Source organism: Streptomyces sp. NBC_00019 (assembly GCF_045041015.1).
Taxonomy (GTDB): Bacteria; Actinomycetota; Actinomycetes; order Streptomycetales; family Streptomycetaceae; genus Streptomyces.
Genome location: NZ_CP108302.1, coordinates 11,162,026 through 11,184,068 on the forward strand (window position 1 = coordinate 11,162,026; position 22,043 = coordinate 11,184,068).

20 protein-coding genes and 1 pseudogene are annotated in these 22,043 nt (G+C 69.3%); 11 read left to right on the forward strand and 10 right to left on the reverse strand.

The features are described 5' to 3' along the window. Positions 1-159: 159 nt before the first annotated feature. From OHU89_RS52065 to OHU89_RS52110, 10 genes and pseudogenes are all read right to left on the reverse strand, one after another. Positions 160-1,074: a replication-relaxation family protein gene (locus tag OHU89_RS52065; protein WP_405654025.1), complete on the reverse strand. Its 915-nt coding sequence runs from the start codon at positions 1,072-1,074 to the stop codon at positions 160-162. 320 nt (positions 1,075-1,394) lie between these two features. Continuing rightward, positions 1,395-2,108 (reverse strand): hypothetical protein, encoded by a 714-nt coding sequence (locus OHU89_RS52070; protein ID WP_405654027.1) that lies wholly within the window; start codon positions 2,106-2,108, stop codon positions 1,395-1,397. Continuing rightward, entirely contained in the window at positions 2,092-2,517 is a 426-nt protein-coding gene (locus OHU89_RS52075; protein WP_405654029.1) for a hypothetical protein, read from the reverse strand. The genes OHU89_RS52070 and OHU89_RS52075 overlap by 17 nt, the downstream gene beginning before the upstream one ends. Before the next feature lie 12 nt (positions 2,518-2,529). Next, positions 2,530-3,087, reverse strand: coding sequence for a hypothetical protein (locus OHU89_RS52080; protein ID WP_405654031.1), 558 nt, complete (start codon positions 3,085-3,087; stop codon positions 2,530-2,532). A gap of 288 nt (positions 3,088-3,375) precedes the next feature. Then, the gene (locus tag OHU89_RS52085) at positions 3,376-3,720 is read right to left on the reverse strand and encodes a hypothetical protein (protein WP_405654033.1); all 345 of its coding nucleotides are present in this window, start codon (positions 3,718-3,720) and stop codon (positions 3,376-3,378) included. 290 nt (positions 3,721-4,010) lie between these two features. Continuing rightward, positions 4,011-4,475: a hypothetical protein gene (locus OHU89_RS52090; protein ID WP_405654034.1), complete on the reverse strand. Its 465-nt coding sequence runs from the start codon at positions 4,473-4,475 to the stop codon at positions 4,011-4,013. Between the two features lie 908 nt (positions 4,476-5,383). After that, positions 5,384-6,113 (reverse strand): annotated as a pseudogene (gene npdG / locus OHU89_RS52095) (NADPH-dependent F420 reductase). 101 nt (positions 6,114-6,214) lie between these two features. Further along, the gene (locus OHU89_RS52100) at positions 6,215-7,153 is read right to left on the reverse strand and encodes a TIGR03619 family F420-dependent LLM class oxidoreductase (RefSeq protein WP_059082802.1); all 939 of its coding nucleotides are present in this window, start codon (positions 7,151-7,153) and stop codon (positions 6,215-6,217) included. 111 nt (positions 7,154-7,264) lie between these two features. Beyond that, entirely contained in the window at positions 7,265-8,551 is a 1,287-nt protein-coding gene (locus tag OHU89_RS52105) for a cytochrome P450 (protein WP_266587567.1), read from the reverse strand. A gap of 17 nt (positions 8,552-8,568) precedes the next feature. Continuing rightward, a complete protein-coding gene (locus tag OHU89_RS52110) occupies positions 8,569-9,924 on the reverse strand; it encodes a glutamine synthetase family protein (protein WP_059082804.1) in 1,356 nt (451 codons plus the stop codon). A 316-nt stretch (positions 9,925-10,240) separates the two neighbouring features. On the opposite strand from OHU89_RS52110, the gene OHU89_RS52115 reads away from it, so the two are divergent. From OHU89_RS52115 to OHU89_RS52165, 11 genes are all read left to right on the forward strand, one after another. After that, entirely contained in the window at positions 10,241-10,429 is a 189-nt protein-coding gene (locus OHU89_RS52115) for a ferredoxin (protein WP_059082805.1), read from the forward strand. Positions 10,430-10,431: 2 nt separating this feature from the next. Continuing rightward, positions 10,432-11,640 (forward strand): NAD(P)/FAD-dependent oxidoreductase, encoded by a 1,209-nt coding sequence (locus OHU89_RS52120; RefSeq protein ID WP_059082832.1) that lies wholly within the window; start codon positions 10,432-10,434, stop codon positions 11,638-11,640. A 14-nt stretch (positions 11,641-11,654) separates the two neighbouring features. After that, the gene (locus OHU89_RS52125; RefSeq protein ID WP_189786219.1) at positions 11,655-12,461 is read left to right on the forward strand and encodes an acetoacetate decarboxylase family protein; all 807 of its coding nucleotides are present in this window, start codon (positions 11,655-11,657) and stop codon (positions 12,459-12,461) included. A gap of 34 nt (positions 12,462-12,495) precedes the next feature. Next, a complete protein-coding gene (locus tag OHU89_RS52130; RefSeq protein WP_405654037.1) occupies positions 12,496-13,959 on the forward strand; it encodes an aldehyde dehydrogenase in 1,464 nt (487 codons plus the stop codon). Next, positions 13,952-14,878 carry a 3,4-dihydroxyphenylacetate 2,3-dioxygenase gene (locus OHU89_RS52135; RefSeq protein ID WP_059082808.1) on the forward strand — a complete coding sequence of 309 codons (927 nt, stop codon included), beginning with the start codon at positions 13,952-13,954 and terminating at the stop codon, positions 14,876-14,878. Before OHU89_RS52130 ends, OHU89_RS52135 begins: the two co-directional genes overlap by 8 nt. Positions 14,879-14,889: 11 nt before the next feature. After that, positions 14,890-15,735 carry a fumarylacetoacetate hydrolase family protein gene (locus OHU89_RS52140; RefSeq protein ID WP_059082809.1) on the forward strand — a complete coding sequence of 282 codons (846 nt, stop codon included), beginning with the start codon at positions 14,890-14,892 and terminating at the stop codon, positions 15,733-15,735. 49 nt (positions 15,736-15,784) lie between these two features. Beyond that, entirely contained in the window at positions 15,785-16,387 is a 603-nt protein-coding gene (locus OHU89_RS52145) for a TetR/AcrR family transcriptional regulator (protein WP_059082810.1), read from the forward strand. A 230-nt stretch (positions 16,388-16,617) separates the two neighbouring features. Further along, a complete protein-coding gene (locus OHU89_RS52150) occupies positions 16,618-17,814 on the forward strand; it encodes a cytochrome P450 (RefSeq protein ID WP_405654040.1) in 1,197 nt (398 codons plus the stop codon). A 30-nt stretch (positions 17,815-17,844) separates the two neighbouring features. Next, a complete protein-coding gene (locus OHU89_RS52155; RefSeq protein ID WP_266587592.1) occupies positions 17,845-18,057 on the forward strand; it encodes a ferredoxin in 213 nt (70 codons plus the stop codon). A gap of 22 nt (positions 18,058-18,079) precedes the next feature. Further along, positions 18,080-20,401: an FdhF/YdeP family oxidoreductase gene (locus OHU89_RS52160; protein WP_405655080.1), complete on the forward strand. Its 2,322-nt coding sequence runs from the start codon at positions 18,080-18,082 to the stop codon at positions 20,399-20,401. Positions 20,402-20,545: 144 nt separating this feature from the next. After that, positions 20,546-22,003, forward strand: coding sequence for an APC family permease (locus OHU89_RS52165; RefSeq protein ID WP_405654042.1), 1,458 nt, complete (start codon positions 20,546-20,548; stop codon positions 22,001-22,003). The last annotated feature ends 40 nt before the right edge of the window (positions 22,004-22,043 follow it).

Genomic DNA, 22,043 nt, shown 5'->3' on the forward strand with positions numbered 1-22,043 from the left:
CCCTGATCCCTACTCCGTGACGAAGGGTGCGTATCCAATCGGGACCTCGCTCACCTGAAGGTCCGAGAAGAGCAAGGTCACGTTGTGTGCGTTGGCTTCGATGCGCACCTCGTGAAAGGCGATCTCCAGGGCCCCGGTTCACGCGCACGCTCGGCGTGGTCACAGATCGGTCCACGGGCGGGGTTCGCCCCCGGTCAGCGGTACCCAGACCGGTCCGGAGGGCGCGTGTTCCTCGATGTCCTCGAGGACGGCGGCTCCCAGCGGAACTTCGCGGGCGAGGGCTGCGACGAGCGGGTGGTGGGCGACCATCGCCTGCAGGTCGCTGATGCGGTCGTCCAGCCGGGCCGGGGCGGCACCGGTGAGGACAAAGAGGATGCGGGGGAAGACGGGATACCAGCGCAGCCACGCCGGGCCGGTGGAGACAGATCGGCGGCGTCCGACGGGCTGGGCTTCGTAGTGGAAGAGTCTGGCGTATTCGATCAGCTTCACGGCCAGGCGCTCGCTGCTCATGGTGGTGCGGTCGACTTCCACGAACGCGCGCAGCTTGCGCCGTCGTTCGCTGTCGATGACGGTGTAGTGCAGGACGGCGTCGGCCACGAGTCGCTCGCCCTCTCCGATGGAATGTGCCACCTCGGGAGTCCAGTCCCACGGGCCGTGTTCGTGTCCGAGGCGGCGTGCGTCTGCCGCGAACGGCAGGTGGGTGCGTACGACGGTCAGCGTGTGCGGCGTCTTCAGTGACGCTGCTGTCGCTGAGGTGATGGGGTAGGGCGGGCGTCCCCGCAGGAGGGGATGATCGCGGGCCAGCAGCACCCCGTCCGGGGTGAGGTACCAGGCATGCGTACGCGGCCGGTCCAAGTCCGGCAGCGGGGTGAGGTCGACCAAGCCCGCCGCGCGCAACTTGTTCAGCGCCCGGGAGACCAGTTGGCGAGAGCCGGTCGGCCGCAGCATCTGGAGCAGCTGGCCGGTCGTGGCCATCCGGTGCAGGGCGAGCGCGGTCAGGACCTGCAAGCGCAACGGCTCAGCAGGGCTGGGGGCCAGTTCAGCGGCCGAAACACCTGAAGAAGAACGAGTCATGGACGACAGACAACCGGCCGACCCAGACCATGGCCCGGACCACGAGACCCCGACCACGGTCACGATCCCAGAACAACCTCATGGTCTGTGCCATGGTCTGGCCAGACCACGCCACTGGCGGATGACGCTGTGGAGTCGTCCGCGCGCGCCGCCGGAACATGGGTGATGGCCGGTCCGCAGCAGCAGATGCTGCTGCGGGGCGTGGTGACGAACCACGCCATGCCGGCCATCGTGCGACCCCCGGCCCGCAAGGGACCAACTCCCCACACCAGGAGCCGCGTTCATGGGGCGGTGCGCGCAGGTCCGCTCACCGCCAGGTGCTACCTACTGGACCGCTGTGCGGCCTGGTCCAGGATGCGCCGACGCGTCCACCGCCGGCGCCCCTTCTGACGGCCCGCTTCGGCGACGCCGTCCACGGTCTTCAGCAGCGGCAGATTGCCCTGGGACAGAGCGCTGGAGAAAGAGCCGACACTCTTGTATCCCAGCAGCGCGGCTGCCTGGCTTGCCCCCAGCAGCTCCTGGGGATCACCGTCGGCGGACACCTCGGGCAGCGGCGGCGCCTGCTTGGTCCCGGCGCGCCGTCCGCGGCCGGGCCGGCTGGCCATCCACTCCTTAAGGGTCGCCACCTTCCACAACTGGCGGCGGTACGGGTTCTCGGCCGTGCCCATCTCTTCCACGACGTCCGGTTCGGGGAAGTAGCCGGGGTGGTCCCGTACGAAGGTGTTGACCTGGTTGGCGTTCTTGTAGCCGAGGTACCTCGAGGCGTCCGAGGCGTTCAGCAACGTCTCCGGATCGAGGGAGGGCGGCCTGTGCTGGGTGAGCCGCGCCGAGGAGCGGTGCGAAAACCACTCGGTGACCTCCGCGTGGTCCCACAGGCGGGCCCGGCCGCGCTTGTCGACCGGCTCGGGGAACGCGGTGCCGGCGGTGTTCTCGGTGCGTTCGGTGTAGAACTGGCTGATCCGTGCGGACGTCAGACCGTGTTCGGCCGCGATCTCGGCAGCGTCGGCCAGGCGAGGTTCACGGTGCGAGGTCATGGCAGAACCGTCCCCTTCTGTCAGCAGTGCGCCGGCCACCCCGGCACGCAAAGAAAATAATGGCAGAAGTTCCGGTGGGGGGTCCAGCCCGCGGCACACCGTTTTCTCGACGGCGGCCGCGCTGACAGCTCCCGGCCCACTCCTCGGGGATCAGGCAGGCCCCGCGGCGCGCGGCGGCCTCGGCCATCTCGATGAACGCCATGGCGGCCGGCGTCATCTCCCACTCGGCCAGGGCCAGCAGCAGGATCACCTCGGCGCGGTCCTGTGAGGCATCACAGGGCAGGCCGGCCGCTTCCGCAGCGGTCATCAGGTCCGCAGCGGCCAGTTGGCCGAGGCGTTCTGTCATCTTCCGGTGCAGATCCTGTAGGCCCTGCTGGTACAGCTCATTCGCCTCGCCCAGGAGCAGCACCAGGTGCTTTGTTTAGTACGGGGCCATCACCAGGTCGCCGATCACCGTCAGACCGACCTGAGCTGCGAGCCACGGCGCGCGTTCTGCCTCGACCTGCTTGACGTGGACGAAGACTGTGTGATCCGCCGAGGGCTCCGCCAGATCGACATCGCGGACATTCACGCACAGTGTCACGAACGCACCCCTTGTACCGCCGACACCCAGACCCACTTCAGGAGCCTCGGGCCAGGCGTTGAAATCCCATCGGGCTGACGCAGGGCTGTCTCCCACCGCTTTGAGGAACGGGTCCACCGCTTCGGGAGGCATGGCCCAATTCCGCAGCCGGATGGGGAGATGCGCCGCAGGATCGTCCCCTTCCTCCGACGAGCCGTCCCGGTCCCCTTCGGCCCACCATTCGGCGTTCGGAATCAATGCCAGCAGTGCTGAAAGGACCTGCTCCGAGGAGACCCGTACCTCGAAATCGACTTCGAGGCCCTGGAGATCGGCGATTCCGAGCAACCGCTCGACAATGCGCAAACTCTCGGAGAGGTCCGCTGTTCTCAGAATCGGTTGTGCGTACGAGTTGGCCATGACGTAGATTCTGCCTCCGACACCCAGGGCCACGGGCAGCGGTCACGTCCCCAAACCTGGGTGCTTCGGCGTGTGATGTGGTGTGCTTCTCCGGCCAGCACGCCCACAGGTCCGTAGATGCCCTCCATGCCTGCACTCGCGTCAGGGGCGCCGACGGTGCCGTAGGACTTGAGCACGGTGATGCTTTGACCAGCGCCCCGACCTTTGCATGGGACCGGTCGACGGCCATGGGAGGTTCAGCCCGCGGCACAGCGTTTTTCGACGGCGGCCGTGCTGACGGCTCGGGGCTTACTCTTCGGGGATCAGGCAGACCCCGCGGCGCGCGGCGGCCTCGGCCATCTCGATGAACGCCATCGCGGCCGGCGTCCTTTCCCATTCGGCCAGGGCCAGCAGCAGGATCACCTCGGCGCGGTCCTGTGAGGCATCACAGGGCAGGCCGGCCGTCTGTGCAGCGGCCAGCAGGTCCGCGGTGGGCAGTTCGGTGTGGCGGTCTACCGTCTCCTGGTGCAGATCCTGCAGGCCTTGCTGGTACAGCTCGTTCGCCTCGCCCAGGAGCTGCACCAGGTCCTCGTCGTGGCTGGCCGGTGCCGCTGCAGCGAGGTCGAGGATGCGCTGGGTCGTCGTCATCGTCATCGAGTATCCCTCCCGGATGGGGGTGCGGCGCTGGTGTGGTGGTCAGCTGCAGCCATCGCACCGGGTGGCACGGTGCAGGAGCTCGCCGGGCCCGGTACGGGCTTTGGAGTCCCACGTGGGCGGCTTTGCGCAAGGCGGCGTGGACGTCCGTTCCATCCGCTCGAAGTCCTCGGTCTCCTCAACCTCGACGCCAGGGTCCGGGGCGTCGCGCCGGCGGGACAGCGCGATGAGCTCGGCCATGGTGATGTTCGGATTGAGAGCCTGCCTTCGAACCCTGGAACCTCTGCGGCTCAGCGGCGCCCCGACACAAGATCGCTTCGCATGGCGACCGTCGTCTGCAGTCGAAAGTGCAGGTACTGATTGGTGAGTTCCGTGAAATCGGGGGTGTCGAGCGTTGCGCCCGTACTGACGGCGTCGCGCATTGCTCGGACCGAGCGACTGCACTCATACGCGGGACGTACGACAGAGTCAGGCGCAAGTATCTCCAGTTCGTGGCGGGAGACGTAACAAAGCGTGTAGGCGGCTCGAGCTTGTCGATACCGTTCGCCAAGCTCAAGATCAGGCGTGGATGCAATGTTCCTCAGGTCGCTGCCCGCCTGGGCATGGGCGGCCAGAAACTTTGAGTACAGAGACTGGCGGGTCCGTCGCCATTCGGCCGCGTCCTCTCGTTGTGTCCTACGCCGTTCAGCGAGCAGCGTCGAGCCCATCGCGATGACGGCGCCGACTATCGCGGCAACGAGCGGTGTCCACGACATGCCAGGACCCTATGACCGAGCTGGGGAGCAGGCCAGAGGGCCTATGGGCGGGATAGGGGGCGTCCCGTGAGACGGGCGACCGCGGCGGGCGCTACGGACTGTGCGGCTGGACTGCCCTCAGGCCGCGATCGGTTCGGGGTCGGGCTGTTTGGGATAGGGCCGTTGGGTGGGGAGGCCGAGCTTGATCTGCTCCCGCTCGCGCCGGCTTCGCCCGAGCCGCCATACGTAACGGTGCGCTCCGCGGTGCCGTACGTTGCGTGCCCCGACCGCGACCAGGGCCTCCCGAAGCCAGACGGCCGGGTTGCACCCGGCCCGCGGCACCGGAGCCCCGAGCGCGATGAGCTGGGCTTCGGCGTACTGGTGACCCTGCTCCTGGCGGCGGATCTTCTGCGCTGTGCGGTCGGAAGCAGGCGAGTTCGCGGATTCTTGGAGGGGGCAACCGCTGAACCCGCGCGTCGTCGCCAGGTTGAAGACCGGAACGAGGGCGGGTTCGTCTATGCCTGCAGGAATGAGGCTGCTGTCAGACCTATGGGGATCGTTGGCGTGCGGCGGCGGTGGCTGTTCACGGTGCGCGCGGCGACCACGGAGAGATGGTGTCCTGGCGGGTGGTGTGGTGTAGTCGAGCCGCCTTCGTGATGCCGCAGATCGCGGTGGTGATCCGCCCGGCACCCGGGAACTTTGTGGGTCATGCCGCTGTAGCCAGCCGGCCGGCCGCACAGGAAGCTCCACCGCGCGGCCCGGCTACAGGCTTTGTGTCAGCGCGCCGTCCACATGGCTACACCACTCCGTGGGGCACGACTGGGGACCTTGCTGTCCGGTGCCGATGAAGCCTGGTTGCGTCCCATGGCCGTACCGGATCGGAGGCGAAACGTGAGGGCGGGGCTCGGTGAAAGATGCTGGGAGTCCTCTCAGACGTCGCTGAGGCGCAGGCCGACGTGGGCCTTGTAGCGGCAGTTCACCGAGATCAGGTTGGCTACCAGCGACTCCACTTGGTGGGCGTTGCGCAGTCGTCCGCCGTAGAGGCCGCGTGCGCCCGGGAGGCGTGAGGCGAGTGCCTGGACGGTGTCGGTGGCGGCGCGTTCGTCGCCCAGGACGAGTACGTCCGTGTCGATCTTCTCGATCTGCCGGTCTTCCAGAGTGACGGCGGAGAGATGGTGAAACGCAGCGGTCACCCGGGAGTCAGACAGCAGCGCGGCAGCCTGCTGGGCGGCGCTGCCCTCCTCGGGCCTGAGTGCGTAGGCTCCCTTCTTGTCGAAGCCGAGGGGGTTGACGCAGTCGACCACGATCTTGCCGGCGAGTTCATCGCGGAGCGTGGCCAGCAGCTCGGCATGCCCCTCCCAGGGAGTGGCGACGATCACCAGATCGCTCTCCCGCGCGGTCGTGGCGTTGTCAGCGCCGCGGACGTCAGGGCCGATGTCTGCTGCCGCGGAGGCGGCCCGGGCGGCGTCTCCTGACCCGATGATGACCTGTTGGCCCGCGCCAGCGAGCCCGGTAGGCGAGGCCGCGCCCCTGCGGGCCGGTTCCGCCGAGGATGCCGACGACCAGGCCGAACACGTCGGGGAGGCGATGGGGATCGTCTCGAGTGGCTTCAGCGGGAGTGGAGGGACGGGTGCCGGCAGCTTCGTCGAAAGTCGTCATGCTGCGGTCCTCGGCTCGTTCGGTTCGCTCTTCCGCGGCCCGGTGCCATTCGTCGTCAGCGGGCCGCTCGGGCCGCGATGCGGGACACCGAATCGGCGCCGTCAGGCGGTCAGGGACTCCACGCGGCGCATCACCTCGCGGCAGAACGCGCCCACTCCGTTCGGATCGTCGGTGAACTGCGAGGGCTTGACGCAGAAGGTGGTGAATCCCTGGGCCATCTGCTCGGGGACGGGCTCGAGGGCCTGGGCGAGGTCGGCGCAGGAGTCGTCGTCGGGGAACACGGCGCGGGTGCCGCCGATCATCTCCAGATCGGCGATGTCGCGGCCCGCGGCGGCCATCGCGGTCTTCAGCGTCTGCATCTGCTCGGGCGTCACCTTCCCCAGCGGGTTGAAGGCGTGGCCGTACCGGACGATCCTGCGGACCATCGCGTCGTGCATGCCCGCGCCACCGAAGCACAGTCGGGGGCCGTCCGGGCAGTATGCCTTGGGCTCGAAGTAGACGTCCTGGAAGGCGTAGTACTCGCTCTCGTGAGACACGGGAGAGGGGCCCCACAACTTCGCCCAGATCTCCAGGTGCTCGTCGAGGAGCTTGCCGCGCCGGGAGAACGGGACGCCGAGTGCCGCGTACTCGTCCCGGCTCCAGCTGACGTTGGGCAGCACGATCAGGCGGCCCTCGGAGAGAAGGTCGAGGGTGCCGAGCTCACGGGCCAGGAGCAGGGGATGCCGCAGGGGAGCAATGACCGCCGACGCTGCGAGACGCACGCGCTCGGTGACGGCGGCGATCGCGCTGAGCAGCATGAGCGAGTTGGGCCACGGGGTGTGGGGGTCCTGGTTGCCGGGCAGGGCGTAGTCGCGGGGGTTGCCCATCACGCCACCTGCTCCGGCGTCGGGGCCGAGCACGATGTGTTCGCTGATCATGACGGAGTCGAATCCGGCGTCCTCGGCCTCGCGGGCCCAGCGGATCACGGTCGGCAGATCCGCGCGGCCTCCGGTCATGGTCCAGTTCTCGCTCAGGACGAGCTGCATGCGGGGAGTGGTCATCGTGGTGATCCTCGGGCCGAGTGTTTTTGGCGGGCGGACGAGAGGTGCGGCCGCTCGTGCGGGGCGGGGCGCCCCGGGCGGCCGCACCTTCTGGGCGGCTCGGGAAGGCGGTCAGGCGAGGGTGACTGCGACCGGCAGCTTCTTGATGCCGTTGACGAAGTTGGAGCGCACGCGCGGGACTTCGCCGGTCAGACGGATGTCGGCGATCCTCGGGATGAGCTCCTCGAACATGATGCGGATCTCGGTGCGGGCGAGGAGGTTGCCCAGGCACAGGTGGGGGCTGCCCTTGCCGAAGGTCACGTGGTCGTTGTCGGCGCGGGCGACGTCGAAGTCGTACGGGTTGCCGAAGACCGCCTCGTCGCGGTTGCCGGAGGCGTACCACATGACGACCTTGTCGCCCTCCTTGATGCGCTTGCCGCCCAGTTCCACGTCCCGGGTCGCCGTGCGGCGGAAGTGGTAGACGGGCGACGCCCAGCGCAGGAACTCCTCCACCGCGACGGGGATCAGGGACGGGTCCTCCTGGAGCCGGGCCAGCTGCTCGGGGTGCTGGAGGAGGGCCAGCATGGAGTGGGTGATGGTGTGGCGGGTGGTCTCGTTGCCGGCCACGACGAGGAGCAGGAAGTAGTTGTCGAAGTCCTGCGGCGTGAGGGGAACGCCGTCCCTCGGGGTGGTGTTCACCAGCCTGGACACCAGGTCCGTGCCGTCGCCGCCGCGCCGCTGCCGGGCCAGCTCACGGCCGTACTCGAAGACCTCCAGCGAGGCGGGCGAGCGGAACGGGAGGTGCCGGTACTGCTCGCTCTCCGCGCTGTCGAGCAGGACGTCGGCGTAGTCGGGGTCGGTGTTGCCGATGATGCGGTTGCCCCAGTCGATGAGCTGCTGGTTGTCCTCCGGCGGAACGTCGAGGAGGCGGGCGAGGACGTTGATGGGGAAGTCGGCGGAGACCTCCTTGACGAAGTCGAAGCTCCCCTTGGCGAGCGCCGCGTCCAGCGTGGTGGCGGTCAGGCCGCGCAGGAAGTCGGTGTAGCTGTTGATGACGCTCGCGCCGAACTGGCGCTGGAGCAGGCTGCGCATGGCGCGGTGGCGGACGCCGTCCAGTTCCAGGATGGAGGCACGCGTCTTGATCTGGTCCTCGTCGACCTCTTCGAGGTTGACGAACTTCATCGAGGTGAAGGTCTCGGCGTCGCGGTCGACGCGGGCGATGTCGGCGTGCCGCGTCACCGCCCAGAAGCCGGAGTTGGGGGCCTCCTCGGGCTGCCAGTGCACCGGGTCCTGGTGACGCAGGGTGTGGAACATCCGCCACGGGGTGATCCCGTCGGTGAAGTTGTCCAGGTCGGCGAGGTTGACGTCCGCAAGCGGCATCGGCTCGTTCACGGCGGCGGTCGGGGTCTCGGTCGTCATCGCATGGCTCCCAGTCGTCACAGGTGGTAGGCGTACTCGGTGAACTCCCAGTCGGTGACGTGCCGTTGGAAGCGTTCGATCTCGTTGCGCTTGTAGGAGAGGAAGGAAGCGGTGAAGTCCTTGCCGAGGACGTCGGTCAGTTCCGTGTCCGCTTCCAGGGCGTCCAGCGCGGCCGGCAGGCTCATGGGCAGTACTGCTGCCTTGGCGGTGTCGTAGCCGTACCCCTCCAGTGGGGCGGGGGGCTCCTCGCCAGCCAGCACCCCGAGCAGCGCGGCGGCGACCGTGCCCGCGATCAGCAGGTACGGGTTGGCGCTGGCGTCACCGAGGCGCAGTTCGAACCGTGCGCCGGAGCCGCGCTCGGGCGGGATGCGGACCATGGCGCTGCGGTTGTCCAGGCCCCAGTCGATCAGCCAGGGCGCGAGGGTGTCGGGACCGAAACGCTTGTAGGAGTTCACGGTCGGGTTGGCCAGTGCGGCCAGGGCCGGGGCGTGGGCGAGGATGCCGGCGACGGCGTGGCGGGCGGTGGCGGACAGCCCGTACGGCCCGGCGGGATCGTCGAAGGCGTTGCCGCCCTCGTCGTTGTCGCAGGACAGGTGGAGATGGAAACCGGAGCCGCCGGCATCGTTGAACGGCTTGGCCATGAACGTGGCGAGTTTCCCCTCCTTCCGGGCCAGCTCCTTGATCGCGGACTTGAAGCGGAAGGCGCGGTCCGCGGCGGACAGGGCTTCGGAGTGGGTGAGGTTGATCTCGAACTGGCCGCCGTCGAACTCGTGGTTGCCGCTGGTCGCGCCGATGTTCATGTCCCGCAGCAGACGCAGCGTGCGGAGCAGATGATTGTTGCCGTCGGCGCGCAGACCGGCTGTGTAGACGACGCCGGCGGCGCCCGAGTAACGCTTCCAGCCGCTCGGGTAGGCAGGGTCCTCGTCGCAGAGGAAGTACTCGAGCTCGGGGCCGACCACCGGACGCAGGCCGTGTTCGGCACACCGGGCGAGGACGGTGCGCAGAAGATCGCGGGGCGACTCCGGTGCGGGCAGGCCGGTGGCCGGGTCGGTGACGTCGGCGAGGCAGGACGCGACGCCGGGCTCCCAGGGGAGGGGGGCCAGGCTGTCCAGGTCCGGTCGCACGGTGATGTCGGGCAGGCCGGCGTCGAGACCGCCGGAGACGGGGACCACGTCGCCCTGGGGGCTGGTGTGGTAGACGGCCCGGCAGAAGGCCAGGCCGTGGTCGCAGGCCGACGGCAGGTGGTCCAGCAGGATGTCGCGTGCGCGGTCGGTGCCGATGAGGTCGGGATATGTCACGCGCACCACGTCGATGCCCTCGGCGGCGAGCCGCTGCATGTGCTGACGGACGCTGGGGGTTGGAGCTGCGCTCACCGATGTCTCCTCGGGCGCTTGGGGGATGTGGGTGGCGAGGGAAGTCAGAGGGCCGGTGCTGTTGGGGGCACGGGGGACTTGTTTGATGCCAAACGGTATGGGGGTTGCGGACGCCCCACAAGAGGGGATGGAAAAAAATTATCCGCATGGATAGGTATTGACCAGGGGTGGACGGCTTCTTATGTTGTTTGAAGCCAAATGAGTAAGGGCCCCCGTCAGTCGCCGGGCCCTTGGCCGGGGCCCGGCCGACAGCGGTCGGGCCCCTTTTCTTCCCCTTGCCCCCGCCCCGACGCCCTCACTTTCAGGAGGACTGGCCATGAAGGTCGTCGTCGACATGAACAAGTGCCAGGACCACGGCCAGTGCGTCTTCGCCGCCCCCGATGTCTTCTCCATGGACGACAGCGGCCACCTGGCCTACGTCTCCGACCCCGACGACGCGCTGCGCGACGAGGTCGAGGAAGCCGCAGACGTGTGTCCGCTCCAGGCCATCCGTATCGAGGGCTGATGATGAACGCACGCATCGTCGTGGCCGGCGCCTCCATGGCCGGTCTGCGCGCGGCCGAGCAGCTGCGGGCTGCCGGCTGGACCGGAGCCATCACGCTCGTCGGTGACGAGCCGCACATGCCCTACAACCGGCCGCCCCTGTCCAAGGAGGTCCTGGCCGGCAAGGCACCCTTCGAGTCCCTCGCCTTCCGCCCGCGGGCGAGCGTGGCCGACGCGGAGTGGCGGCTGGGCACCAAGGTCGTCGCCGCGCGGCTCGCTGAGAACATCGTCGAGTTCGACGACGGCGAGGCACTCACGTACGACGGACTGGTCGTCGCCACCGGAATGCGGCCCCGGCGCCTGCGCTGCCCCGGCCCGCTCGCCGGCCGGCACACGGTCCGCACCATCGACGACGCGCAGGGCCTGCGACAGGCCCTCACCAGGCCCGGAGCCCGGGTGGTCGTCGTCGGAGGCGGCTTCATCGGCTGCGAGGTCGCCGCCACCGCCGTCGCTCTGGGCGCCCGCGAGGTGACGGTCGTCGACCCGCTGCCGCTGCCGATGGTCGGCCCCCTGGGAGAGCTCCTCGCCAGGGCCCTGCTGAAGCGTCATGAAGAGCGCGGCGTGCGCTTCGCCCTCGGCACGGGCGTGACCGGCTTCACCGGCGACGACCATGTCACCGGCGTCGCCCTCGGTGACGGCACCGTCCTGCCCGCCGATGTGGTGGTTGAGTCGGTCGGGTCGGTCGCCAACACCGAGTGGCTGGACGGCAACGGCCTCGACCTGAGCGACGGCGTGCTCACCGACGAGCACCTGCGCGTCGGCGGACGGCCCGACGTGGTGGCCGTCGGTGACGTCGCCCGTTTCCCCAACGCCCGCTACGACGGCGTACCGCGCCGTGTGGAGCACTGGTGCATCCCCACGGACACCGCCAAGCACGCCGCGAAGACCCTGGTCGCCGGGCTGAGCGGCACCGGCCACGACCTGTCCTCGTTCGCGCCGCTGCCCACCTTCTGGAGCGACCAGCACGACTTCCGCCTGCAGTCCTTCGGGGCACCGGTACTCGGCAAGGAGGACGTGCGCGTACTGGAGGGCGACCTCGACGGTGACGTCGTCGTCGGCTACCACGCCGGTGCCCGGCTGGCCGGTGTCGTCGCCCTGGGCGGTCAGGCCGCGGCGGCCGCCGCCTCCCGTTACCGCGCCGAACTGCTCAAGCAGCCCGCCCCCTCCGCCTAAGGACCTTGCTGATCATGACCACCGTCCGTGGATTCTTCTTCCCCAAGACGGCGAGCGGAGCCTCGTCGCTGATCCCCTCACCGCCCTATCGGTACTCCGGGGACCTGCTCACCGTCGAGTACCGCACCGACCCGGCCCGCGTGCGTGAGCTGCTTCCAGAGCCCCTGGAGCTCGCCGACGAGGACCCGGGCGCGGTCGCGCTGATCTGGGCCGACTGGCAGTCCTGCTCGGCGTCCGGCGAGGAACTGCTCGACCCGGTGCTCTCCCAGTACAAGGAGGCCTTCGCGGTCGTCCGCTGCAAGTACCGCGGGCAGACGTACTCGCGCTGCGTCTACATCTGGGTCGACAAGGACTTCGCCATCGCACGCGGGCTGCACCAGGGCTACCCGAAGAAGCTCGGCTCGATCCACCAGACCCGCCCGCACCCCTACGGGCCCGCCCCGCGCATCGAGGCGGGGGCCCGTTTCGGCGCCACGCTCGCCGCCGCCGACCGGCGCCTGGCCCACACCGTGGTCACCCTGCGCGAGCCGTCGGAGACGAACGGCTTCGTCAACGCCCACCCGATGGCCCACCACCGCTGGCTGCCCTCCATCGAGAAGGGCAAGGGCCTCGCCCTCGACGAGCTGATCGAGTCGGGCGCCGCGTCCTTCGAGGCGGGACAGGCCTGGCGCGGCGACGCCGAGCTGGAGCTGTTCGAGGCGCCCACCGAAGAACTGGCCCGCCTGGAGATCCGCGAGCCGATCGCCGCCTACTACCGCCAGGTCGGCGTCGTCTGGGACGGCGGCCGACTGCTGGAATCCGGCACCTCCGGCGCCGAGTAGACCCCACCACCTCGTGAGACCGGAGGAACAGAGCATGAGCGAACACATCATCACCGTGGCCGGGGTCGCCGTCGACACCCGGCACTGGATCGGCGGCGAGCGCGTCGCCTCGACACAGACGTTCGAGGACGTCTCGCCCATCGACGGCAGCACGATCGGCGACATCTCCCGGGGCACGGCCATGGAGGCGGCCGCCGCCGTGGCCGCCGCGAAGGCCGCGTTCCCCGCCTGGGCCGCCACCTCCCGCGCGGAACGCGCCCGCATCCTGCACGCGATCGCCGACGGGGTCGAGAAGCGGATCGAAGAGCTCGCCATCGTCGAGACCATCGACAACGGAGCCCTTCTGCGCTCCCACCGCCGTGGGGTGATGCCGCGGGTCGCCCACAACTTCCGTTTCTTCGCGGACTGGCTGCTGTCGCTGGAGCACGAGGACTTCGAGACGCGCGGCCACACCAACCACGTCAGCTGGGACCCGGCCGGCCCCTGCGTCCTGATCACCCCGTGGAACGCCCCGCTCATGCTGGCCACCTGGAAGGTCGCGCCGGCGCTGGCCGCCGGCGACACAGTGATGCTGAAGCCCGCCGAGTGGTCGCCGCTGACCGCCTCCCTGCTGGCCGACATCGCCGCCGAGGCCGGGCTCCCGGCGGGTGTCCTCAACGTCGTCCAGGGCTACGGCTCCGAGATCGGCGACGCGCTGACCTCGCACCCCGACGTGCGCCGGATCAGCTTCACCGGCTCGGTGCCCACGGCCAAGCGCATCGCGGAGTCGGCGGCCGCGAACCTCACGCCCCTGAGTCTCGAACTGGGCGGCAAGTCGCCGCTGCTGGTGTTCGCCGACGCGGACCTGGACCTCGCCGTCGACCTGGCGGTGCAGCAGTACGACAACGCCGGCCAGGTGTGCCTGGCTGGTACCCGGCTGCTGGTCGAGGAGGCGGTCGTGGAGGAGTTCACGCGCCGGTTCGTCGAGAAGGCGAGCGCGCTGAAGCAGGGTGATCCGCGTGACGAGGCCACGGACATCGGGCCCAACATCCACCCCCGCCAGCTGGAGAAGATCGACGGGTTCGTGCAGCGGGCCGTGGCGGCCGGTGCCCGCGCCGTCATCGGCGGCCACCGGGGGGACGGCCAGTACTACGCCCCCACCCTGCTCACCGGTGTCGCCCAGGACTCCGAGATCGTGCAGGAGGAGGTCTTCGGCCCTGTCCTGACGCTGCAGACCTTCACGGACGAGGAGGAGGCCGTCCTGCTCGCCAACGGCACCCGCTTCGGCCTGGCCGCCACCGTCTTCACGGGCAACCGCGAGCGCGCCGAACGCATCACCGCGCGGCTGGTCGCGGGCACGGTGTGGGTGAACTGCTTCTTCGTCCGCGACCTGCAGGCACCCTTCGGCGGCTCCCGGCTTTCCGGTGTCGGCCGCGAGGGCGGCACCTGGAGCTTCGACTTCTACTGCGACGTCAAGAACACCGTGACCGCCCCGAGCGGTTGGAGGAACCATGGGTGAGATCGTCGGGGCGGGCCTGCTGGCCCACGTCCCCACCATCGTGCTGCCCGAGGAGACCCGGCTGGAGCTCAACGGGGGCAAGGAGATCACCCTCGTCACCGGCCTGAACCAGCTCCGTCAGGATGTCTTCGAGCGCGACGACTACGACACCGTCGTCGTCCTGGACTCCCATTGGGCCACCACCGTCGAGTTCGTCGTGACCGCGCAAGCCCGCCGCGCCGGCCTGTTCACCTCCGAGGAGTTGCCGCGCGGGATGTGCCGGATGCCGTACGACTTCCCCGGTGATCCCGAACTGGCCGGGAACATCGAGAAGTTTGCCGACAAGCACGGCACCTGGATCACCGCGATCGACGACGAGTACCTGCCGATCTACTACGCCACCATCAACCTCTGGAAGTTCCTCGGCGAGGGTCTGCCCGACAAGCGGTGGGTGACCATCGGCGTCTGCCAGACCGGCGACATGGAGGACCACCTGCGCCTCGGCCGCGCCCTGGCCGACGGCATCGCCGCCACCCCGGGGCGACGCGTGCTGCTGATCGCCTCCGGTGCCCTCTCGCACACGTTCTGGCCGTTGCGGGAGCTGCGCGACCACGAAGCCAGCGACCCGGTGCACATCTTCACGCCCGAGGCCCGCGCGGCGGACTTCGAGCGGATCGCCTGGTTCAAGGAGGGCCGGCACGGCAAGGTCCTCGACACCATGGACGAGTTCTGGAAGTACAAGCCGGAGGCGAAGTTCTTCCACTACCTGATGATGGCCGGCGCCCTCGGCGAGCGCGCCTGCGTCGCCAAGGCCCGTCAGTACGGCGAGTACGAGAACTCGATCGGCACCGGCCAGGTGCACCTCTGGTTCGACCGCCCGGCCGACGGCTGGACCGGCACCGGCCTGCCCACCCCTCGCACCCCCCACAGCCGCATCTAGGAGTCCGTAACATGCCCGAGTACCGCCGCATCCTCCTCGACGGCGCCGCCGTCCAGGTCACCGTCGACGGTGACGAACTCGTCGCCGGGGACGGCCGCCGCGTCAAGACCGAGGACGCACAGCACCTGCCCCCGGTCGTCCCCTCCAAGGTCATCGCCGTCCACCTCAACCACCGCAGCCGCGTCGACGAGTTCCAGATCGACCTTCCCGACACCCCCACCTACTTCCACAAGCCGACCTCGGCCCTCAACTCCCACAAGGGCGCCATCGTCCGCCCCGAGGGCTGCAAATGGCTCAACTACGAGGGCGAGGTCGCCATCGTCATCGGGAAGACCGCGCGCAACATCTCCCCGGCCGAAGCGGGCGAGTACATCGCCGGCTACACGATCGCCAACGACTACGGACTGCACGACTTCCGCGACACCGACGCCGGCTCCATGCTCCGCGTCAAGGGCTCCGACACCCTCTGCCCCCTCGGCCCCGGCCTGGTCACCGATTGGGACTTCCACGGCAAGGCCCTGCGCACGTACGTCAACGGGGAGGTCGTCCAGGACGGTACGACGGACGAGATGAAGTGGGACATGCACTACCTCGTCGCCGACATCGCCCGCACCATCACCCTCTACCCGGGAGACGTACTGCTGTCCGGCACCCCGGCCAATTCCCGCCCCGTCCAGCCCGGAGACGTCGTCGAGGTCGAGGTGGAGGGCCTCGGCAGACTCACCAACCACATCGTCACCGGCCCCACCCCGGTACGCACCGACGTCGGCGCCCAGCCCACCGAGTCCGAGGAAGTCCTGTCCACCGCGCTCGGCGGCGACTGGGAGTTCCGCGGCATCCGCCCGCCGAAGCGTTGACGCTCCTGCGACGGTCTGCCGGTCCCGGCGTACGGGTAGGGTCGCGCTCATGAGCGATTCCTCCGAGAAGCCCCCGGCCAGGCCCCGCAAGCGGGTGGACTACGGGACCGGCCGTGAGGCCCTGCTCAATGCGGCCGTGCGCGTGGTGGCCCGGGGCGGGCTGCGCAAGCTCACCTATCGCGCTGTTGCGGAGGAGGCGGGTGTCACGCACGGGCTCGTGGTACACCACTTCGGCTCGCGGGACGCGCTGATCGAGGCAGCCCTCGAACACGCGGTGCGCACCAGCGCGAGTACGAGCTCCCTGGAACCCGGCACGGGCGACATCGCGGACTTCGCGGCGGGACTGGCGGACATGGTCACCCGCGAGCCTGCCATGCAGACGTTCCAGTACGAGCTCATGCTCGAATCCCGACGCAGGCCCGAGCTGCTGCCGCAGATCCGCGCGCTGTACGACGAGTATTTCCAGGCCACGGAGAGGGAGCTGTCCCGCAGCCTGCCCGACGGCACCAGCCCAGCCCTGACCCGGCTTGTCTTCGCCGCCCTGGAGGGTCTCGTGCTGCACCAGCTGGTCCTCGACGAGCCGGACGTCACCGAGGCCGCGCTGAAAAGACTGCGGTCATTGCTGACCCGGCAGCCGGGAGACGCAGAGTAGTCGCCCCCTGCCAATCCCTGCATAACAGCAGGTCAGGACGAGCTCCCGTCGCCAGGCGACGGGAGCTCGTCCGTTTCCGGCGGCGTAAAGAGTTGATTACGTGCCCGCGAAGTATTGACGAAATTATCCGACTGGATAATTCTCGCGGTACGGGGCCTTTGGTCCGCCCCTCCTTCTTCCACTCCCCAGCTCCCCCTCCGCCTCGCGCCCGATACGAGGAGTGCCACTACATGACCGTCACCACCGCCGGACCCGCGTCCGCCACCGAGGACCTGCTGCCCTTCCGTGACCCCGGCTTCCGTGCGGACCCGTACCCGTACTACGCGCGGCTGCGGCAGGAGCACCCTGTCTACCGGCATCCGGTCGGCCTGTACGTCGTCTCCCACTACGAGGACGTCGCCCGGCTGATCCGCAACCCCAGCCTGAGCGTGCAGCAGCTCGACTTCGGGCCGGCCGCCCCGATCCACCACACCATGCTCGGCAAGGACGCCCCCGACCACACGCGGCTGCGGCGGATCACCAACCGCTGGTTCACACCCAAGGCCGTCGAGGAGTGGTCCAAGGTGATGCGCGCCTCCGTGGAGGCCGTGCTCGACGAGGTCGAGAAGGGCGACGGCACCCTGGACGTGGCCGACGGCCTCTCGCTGAAGTGCACCTTCGAGACCACCTGCCACATCTTCGGGATCGAGCCGACCGAGATGGACACCATCCAGCGCAAGACCTACGAGATCGGGCTGAGCCTCGGCCCCGGCGGCAACGACGAGGAAGCCCGCGCCACCGCGGAGGCGTTCGCCTGGTTCGCCGAGCACATCCGCCGGCTCGTGGCCGACAAACGAGCCCGCCCCGGCGAGGGCCTGATCGACGCCTTCGTCGCCGCGCAGGACGAGGGCAGGATGACCGAGGAAGAGGTCGTCTACACCATCTTCCTGTTCTTCGCCGTGGGCCACCTCGACGTCAAGCACCTGATCAACCACGGCATCTGGCTGATGACGCAGCGGCCCGAGCTGTTCGCCGCCTACCGGGACGAGCCGGAGGCGCGGCCCGGCATCATCAACGAGATCCTGCGGATCGACACACCCGAGTCGATGGTGGTGCGCCTGACCACGCAGGACACGGTCATCGGCGACACCACCGTACCGGCCGGAGAAGCGCTGGCCCTGCTCATCGCCTCCGCCAACCGCGACCCCGAGGTCTTCGCCGACCCCGACACCTTCGACCACACCCGCCCGGGTGCGGCCAGCCAGCACCTTGCCTTCGGCTCCGGCATGCACGGCTGCGCCGGCCAGGTCCTGGCCCGCGCCGAGGCCGACATCGTCTTCAGCTCGATCGTCAACCGGTTCAACGGGGTCGCGCTGGCGGGCGAGCCCGCCTATGCGCACACCGAGTTCCTGCGCACGATCACCCACCTCCCCGTCCGTTTTCTCTGATCCCCGACCCTCCGAGAGGCAGGAGCCGTCATGAAGGTCGAAGTCGACCTCAAGAAGTGCCAGGACCACGGCCAGTGCGTGTACGCCGCCCCCGACCTGTTCGCGCTGGACGACGAGGGACGCCTGTCCCTGCGGTCGCAGGCGACGGACGTCTACGTGGCCGACGTGGACGAGGCAAGCGCCGAGGAGCTGTACGAGGCCGCCGAGGTCTGTCCGCTGCAGGCCATCACGGTGCACGAGTAGACGGGAACGCGGCATGTCACCGATGGCGTCCGGGCCACCGGAGAACGACCCCGGCGACAGCGGTCTGACCGTCGGTCCGCCCAAGGAGTACGCGGCCGGCATCCCGGCCGTCGTCCAGTCGCTGCGGCACGGCGGCCGCCAGATGGGCGCCAAGCGGACCCTGCTGACCCTGCTGAGCGTCAACCAGAAGACCGGGTTCGACTGCCCCGGCTGCGCCTGGCCGGAGGGCGACCACCGGCACGCCGCCGAGTTCTGCGAGAACGGCGCCAAGGCGGTGGCCGAGGAGGCCACACTGCGCCGCGTCACCCCGGCCTTCTTCGCCGAGCACAGCGTGGCGGAGCTGCTGGAGCGCAGCGACTACTGGCTGGGCCAGCAGGGCAGGCTCACCCACCCGATGTACCTGGCGCCCGGGGCGCGGCACTACACGCCGGTGAGCTGGGAGCAGGCGTACGACATCATGGCCGGGGAACTGGCCGCGCTGGACTCACCGGACGAGGCGTCCTTCTACACCTCGGGGCGCACCAGCAATGAGGCGGCGTTCGTCTACCAGCTGTTCGTCCGCGCGCTGGGCACCAACAACCTGCCCGACTGCTCGAACATGTGCCACGAGTCCTCCGGCGTGGCCCTGTCCGAGACCATCGGGATCGGCAAGGGCAGCGTCTCGCTCGACGACCTGCACCAGGCGGACCTGGTCCTCGTCGTGGGCCAGAACCCGGGGACGAACCATCCCCGCATGCTCTCCGCCCTGGAGCGGACGAAGCGGGGCGGGGGGCACGTCGTGGCGGTCAACCCGCTGCCCGAGGCCGGCCTGCTGCGCTTCAGGAATCCGCAGCGGCCCTCAGGGATGATCGGCCGGGGCACCGCGCTGGCGGACGAGTTCGCACAGATCCGCCTCGGCGGCGACCTCGCCCTGTTCCGGGCCCTGAACCGGCTTCTGCTGGAGGCCGAGGACCGGGCCCCGGGCACGGTGGTGGACCGTGCGTTCGTCGAGGAGCACACCGACGGGTTCGAGGAGTTCGCGGCCGACGTGCGCGCCACGCCCTGGGCGGAAGTCCTGGAGGCCACGGGCCTGGAGCGCGAGCAGATCGAGCGGATCCACCAGCGGGTGCTGAAGGCCCGGAAGATCGTGGTGTGCTGGGCGATGGGCCTGACCCAGCACAAGCACTCCGTACCGACCATCCGCGAGGTGGTCAACTTCCTCCTCCTGCGCGGCAACATCGGCCGCCCCGGTGCCGGGGTCTGCCCGGTGCGCGGCCACTCCAACGTCCAGGGCGACCGCACCATGGGGATCTACGAGAAGCCCGCGGACGACTTCCTGGACGCGCTGGAGAAGGAGTTCGGCCTGCCCATGCCGCGTCACCACGGGCTTGACGTGGTCGACACCATCCGCGCCATGCGGGACGGAAGGGTGAAGGTCTTCTTCGCCATGGGCGGCAACTTCGTCTCGGCCACCCCGGACACCGCCGTCACCGAGCAGGCCCTGCGCCGTACGGCCCTGACGGTGCAGGTCTCCACCAAGCTCAACCGCTCCCACCTGGTCACGGGCCGCCGGGCGCTGATCCTTCCCACGCTCGGCCGCACCGAGGCCGACCTGCGCGGCGGCGGACCGCAGGTCGTCACCGTCGAGGACTCGAGGAGCTCGGTGCACGCCTCCCGGGGCACGCTGGCGCCCGCCTCGCCCGAGCTGCGCTCGGAGACGGCGATCGTCTGCGAACTGGCCGAGCGGGTGCTCGCCGCTCGCGGTGAGCCGCCAAGCGTCCCCTGGCGAGCCATGGCGGAGGACTACGACCTGATCCGTGACCGCATCGCCCGGGTCGTCCCCGGCTTCGAGGACTTCAACCGGCGCGTACGCCATCCGGGCGGGTTCGTCCTGCCGCACGGGCCACGGGACGACCGGCATTTCCCGACCGCGACCGGCAAGGCCCGCTTCACCGTCAATCCGATGACCGTGCTGTACGTGCCCGAGGGGCGGCTCCTCCTGCAGACGGTCCGCTCCCACGACCAGTACAACACCACGCTCTACGGCCTCGACGACCGCTACCGCGGTATCCATGGAGGGCGCCGGGTGGTCTTCGTCCACCCCGACGATCTGGCCGCTCTCCAGCTGGCCGATGCCGACCGGGTCGACCTGGTCGGCGAGTACCCCGACGGCGCCGAACGTGTGGCACCCGACTTCCGTGTCGTGTCCTACCCGACCGCCCGCGGCTGCTGCGCGGCCTACTTCCCCGAGACCAACGTCCTGGTACCCCTGGACAGCACCGCCGACCTCAGCAACACCCCGACGTCGAAGTCGGTCGTCGTGCGACTCGTACGCCGGGGCACGGCCGACCTGGCCGCCGCCTGAGTCACGGTCCTGCAAAGACGCCCGCGGTTGGCGAAGGATCTCGCGCAACCCCTTGTCAAACGGATAGTTCCGGCCCACTATGGGGCAACTCGTTTGGCCTAAAACAATCTCCCCATCCCTCCCCGTTCCTGGCAGGTGATACGAGTGGACAGTCAGACCGCGGTTCCTACGCAAACGGGTCATGATGCATCCATGGCAGGCAAGCTCAAGCCCGATTCTCTCGGTGTCCTGGGCATTCTCTTCTTCGTTCTCTCCGCCCAGGCGCCGTTGACGGGCATCGCGGGAGCTGTGCCCATCGCCGTTGCCATCGGCAACGGTGCGGGTGCTCCTGCCGCCTACCTTGCGGCCGGCGTCATCATCCTGCTGTTCTCCGTCGGATTCGTCGCCATGGGTCGCCATGTCGTGGACGCCGGAGCCTTCTACACCTACATCGGCAAGGGGCTCGGCCGTCCGGCCGGTTCCGGCAGTGCCGGGGTCGCCCTCTTCGCCTACTGTGCCGTCCAGGCCGCCATGTACGGGCTGTACGGCGTCACGGTAAGCGGTCTGGTCGAGCACTACTCGGGCGTACATGTCGCGTGGTGGGTCTGGACGCTGGTCACCATGGTGATCGTGCAGGCCCTCGGCGCCTCGGGCATCGAGATGGGCGCCAAGATCCTCGCCGTCTTCGTCCTGGCGGAGTTCAGCATCCTGATCGCCTTCGCCCTAGTGACGCTGTTCAAGGGCGGCGGACACGAGGGCCTGGGCTTCACGGACAGCTTCTCGCCGTCCGCCGCGCTTCAGGGCGCTCCCGGTGTGGCCCTGATGTTCGCCGTGGCGTCGATGTTCGGCTTCGAGGCCACCGCCATCTACGGCGAGGAGGCCCGCGAGCCCCGCAAGACCGTCCCCCGGGCCACCTACCTGTCGGTCGCGGTGATCACGGGATTCTTCGCCTTCACCTCGTGGATGCTGATCTCGGCGCACGGCGCGTCCCAGGCGACGGGCGACGCCGGCAAGGCCCTGCAGAGCGGCGACGCGACAAGCTTCGTCTTCGCCCCGATCGCCGCCCTGTTCGGCGGCTGGGCGAACGACGTGCTGCCGATCCTGCTGGCCACCTCCCTCTTCGCGGGCATCCTGGCCTTCCACAACTCCGCCAACCGCTACCTGTTCTCCCTCGGCCGGGAGGGCCTGCTTCCCCACGCGCTGACCGCCATCAACCGGCGCCACTCGCCCTGGGTCGCGGGCACGGCGCAAACCGTGCTCTCCGTACTGCTGGTGATGCCCTTCGCCATCCTCGGCAAGGACCCGGTACTGACCCTCTTCTCCTGGTTCAGCGGAGTCGCCGTCCTCGGCGTCATGCTGCTGTACTTCCTGACCTCGGCCTCGATCGTCGTCTTCTTCCGCCGCTCACGTGCCGACACCCGCCCCTGGAACACGCTGATCGCCCCCGTCCTGGGCGCCCTCGGCATCGCGGGTGCCATCTGGCTCATCATCGCCAACTTCACGACGCTGATCGGCGGTGACCAGACGACGGCCATATGGCTCCAGCTCACCGTCCCGGTGGTGCTGATCCTCGGCGTCGTCGCCGCCCGGCTGACGCGGTCCCGGACACAGACCGCCGACTGAACACCGCTTTGCCTCACCGATACGGCCGGAGCCTGCGCCC

Bases quoted from the DNA above. Each gene is read 5' to 3' on its own strand.
- OHU89_RS52065 (WP_405654025.1), bottom strand. From the start codon at position 1,074: ATGACTCGTTCTTCTTCAGGTGTTTCGGCCGCTGAACTGGCCCCCAGC.
- OHU89_RS52070 (WP_405654027.1), bottom strand. From the start codon at position 2,108: ATGACCTCGCACCGTGAACCTCGCCTGGCCGACGCTGCCGAGATCGCG.
- OHU89_RS52080 (WP_405654031.1), bottom strand. From the start codon at position 3,087: ATGGCCAACTCGTACGCACAACCGATTCTGAGAACAGCGGACCTCTCC.
- OHU89_RS52085 (WP_405654033.1), bottom strand. From the start codon at position 3,720: ATGACGATGACGACGACCCAGCGCATCCTCGACCTCGCTGCAGCGGCA.
- OHU89_RS52090 (WP_405654034.1), bottom strand. From the start codon at position 4,475: ATGTCGTGGACACCGCTCGTTGCCGCGATAGTCGGCGCCGTCATCGCG.
- OHU89_RS52100 (WP_059082802.1), bottom strand. From the start codon at position 7,153: ATGACCACTCCCCGCATGCAGCTCGTCCTGAGCGAGAACTGGACCATG.
- OHU89_RS52105 (WP_266587567.1), bottom strand. From the start codon at position 8,551: ATGACGACCGAGACCCCGACCGCCGCCGTGAACGAGCCGATGCCGCTT.
- OHU89_RS52115 (WP_059082805.1), top strand. From the start codon at position 10,241: ATGAAGGTCGTCGTCGACATGAACAAGTGCCAGGACCACGGCCAGTGC.
- OHU89_RS52120 (WP_059082832.1), top strand. From the start codon at position 10,432: ATGAACGCACGCATCGTCGTGGCCGGCGCCTCCATGGCCGGTCTGCGC.
- OHU89_RS52125 (WP_189786219.1), top strand. From the start codon at position 11,655: ATGACCACCGTCCGTGGATTCTTCTTCCCCAAGACGGCGAGCGGAGCC.
- OHU89_RS52130 (WP_405654037.1), top strand. From the start codon at position 12,496: ATGAGCGAACACATCATCACCGTGGCCGGGGTCGCCGTCGACACCCGG.
- OHU89_RS52135 (WP_059082808.1), top strand. From the start codon at position 13,952: ATGGGTGAGATCGTCGGGGCGGGCCTGCTGGCCCACGTCCCCACCATC.
- OHU89_RS52140 (WP_059082809.1), top strand. From the start codon at position 14,890: ATGCCCGAGTACCGCCGCATCCTCCTCGACGGCGCCGCCGTCCAGGTC.
- OHU89_RS52145 (WP_059082810.1), top strand. From the start codon at position 15,785: ATGAGCGATTCCTCCGAGAAGCCCCCGGCCAGGCCCCGCAAGCGGGTG.
- OHU89_RS52150 (WP_405654040.1), top strand. From the start codon at position 16,618: ATGACCGTCACCACCGCCGGACCCGCGTCCGCCACCGAGGACCTGCTG.
- OHU89_RS52155 (WP_266587592.1), top strand. From the start codon at position 17,845: ATGAAGGTCGAAGTCGACCTCAAGAAGTGCCAGGACCACGGCCAGTGC.
- OHU89_RS52160 (WP_405655080.1), top strand. From the start codon at position 18,080: ATGGCGTCCGGGCCACCGGAGAACGACCCCGGCGACAGCGGTCTGACC.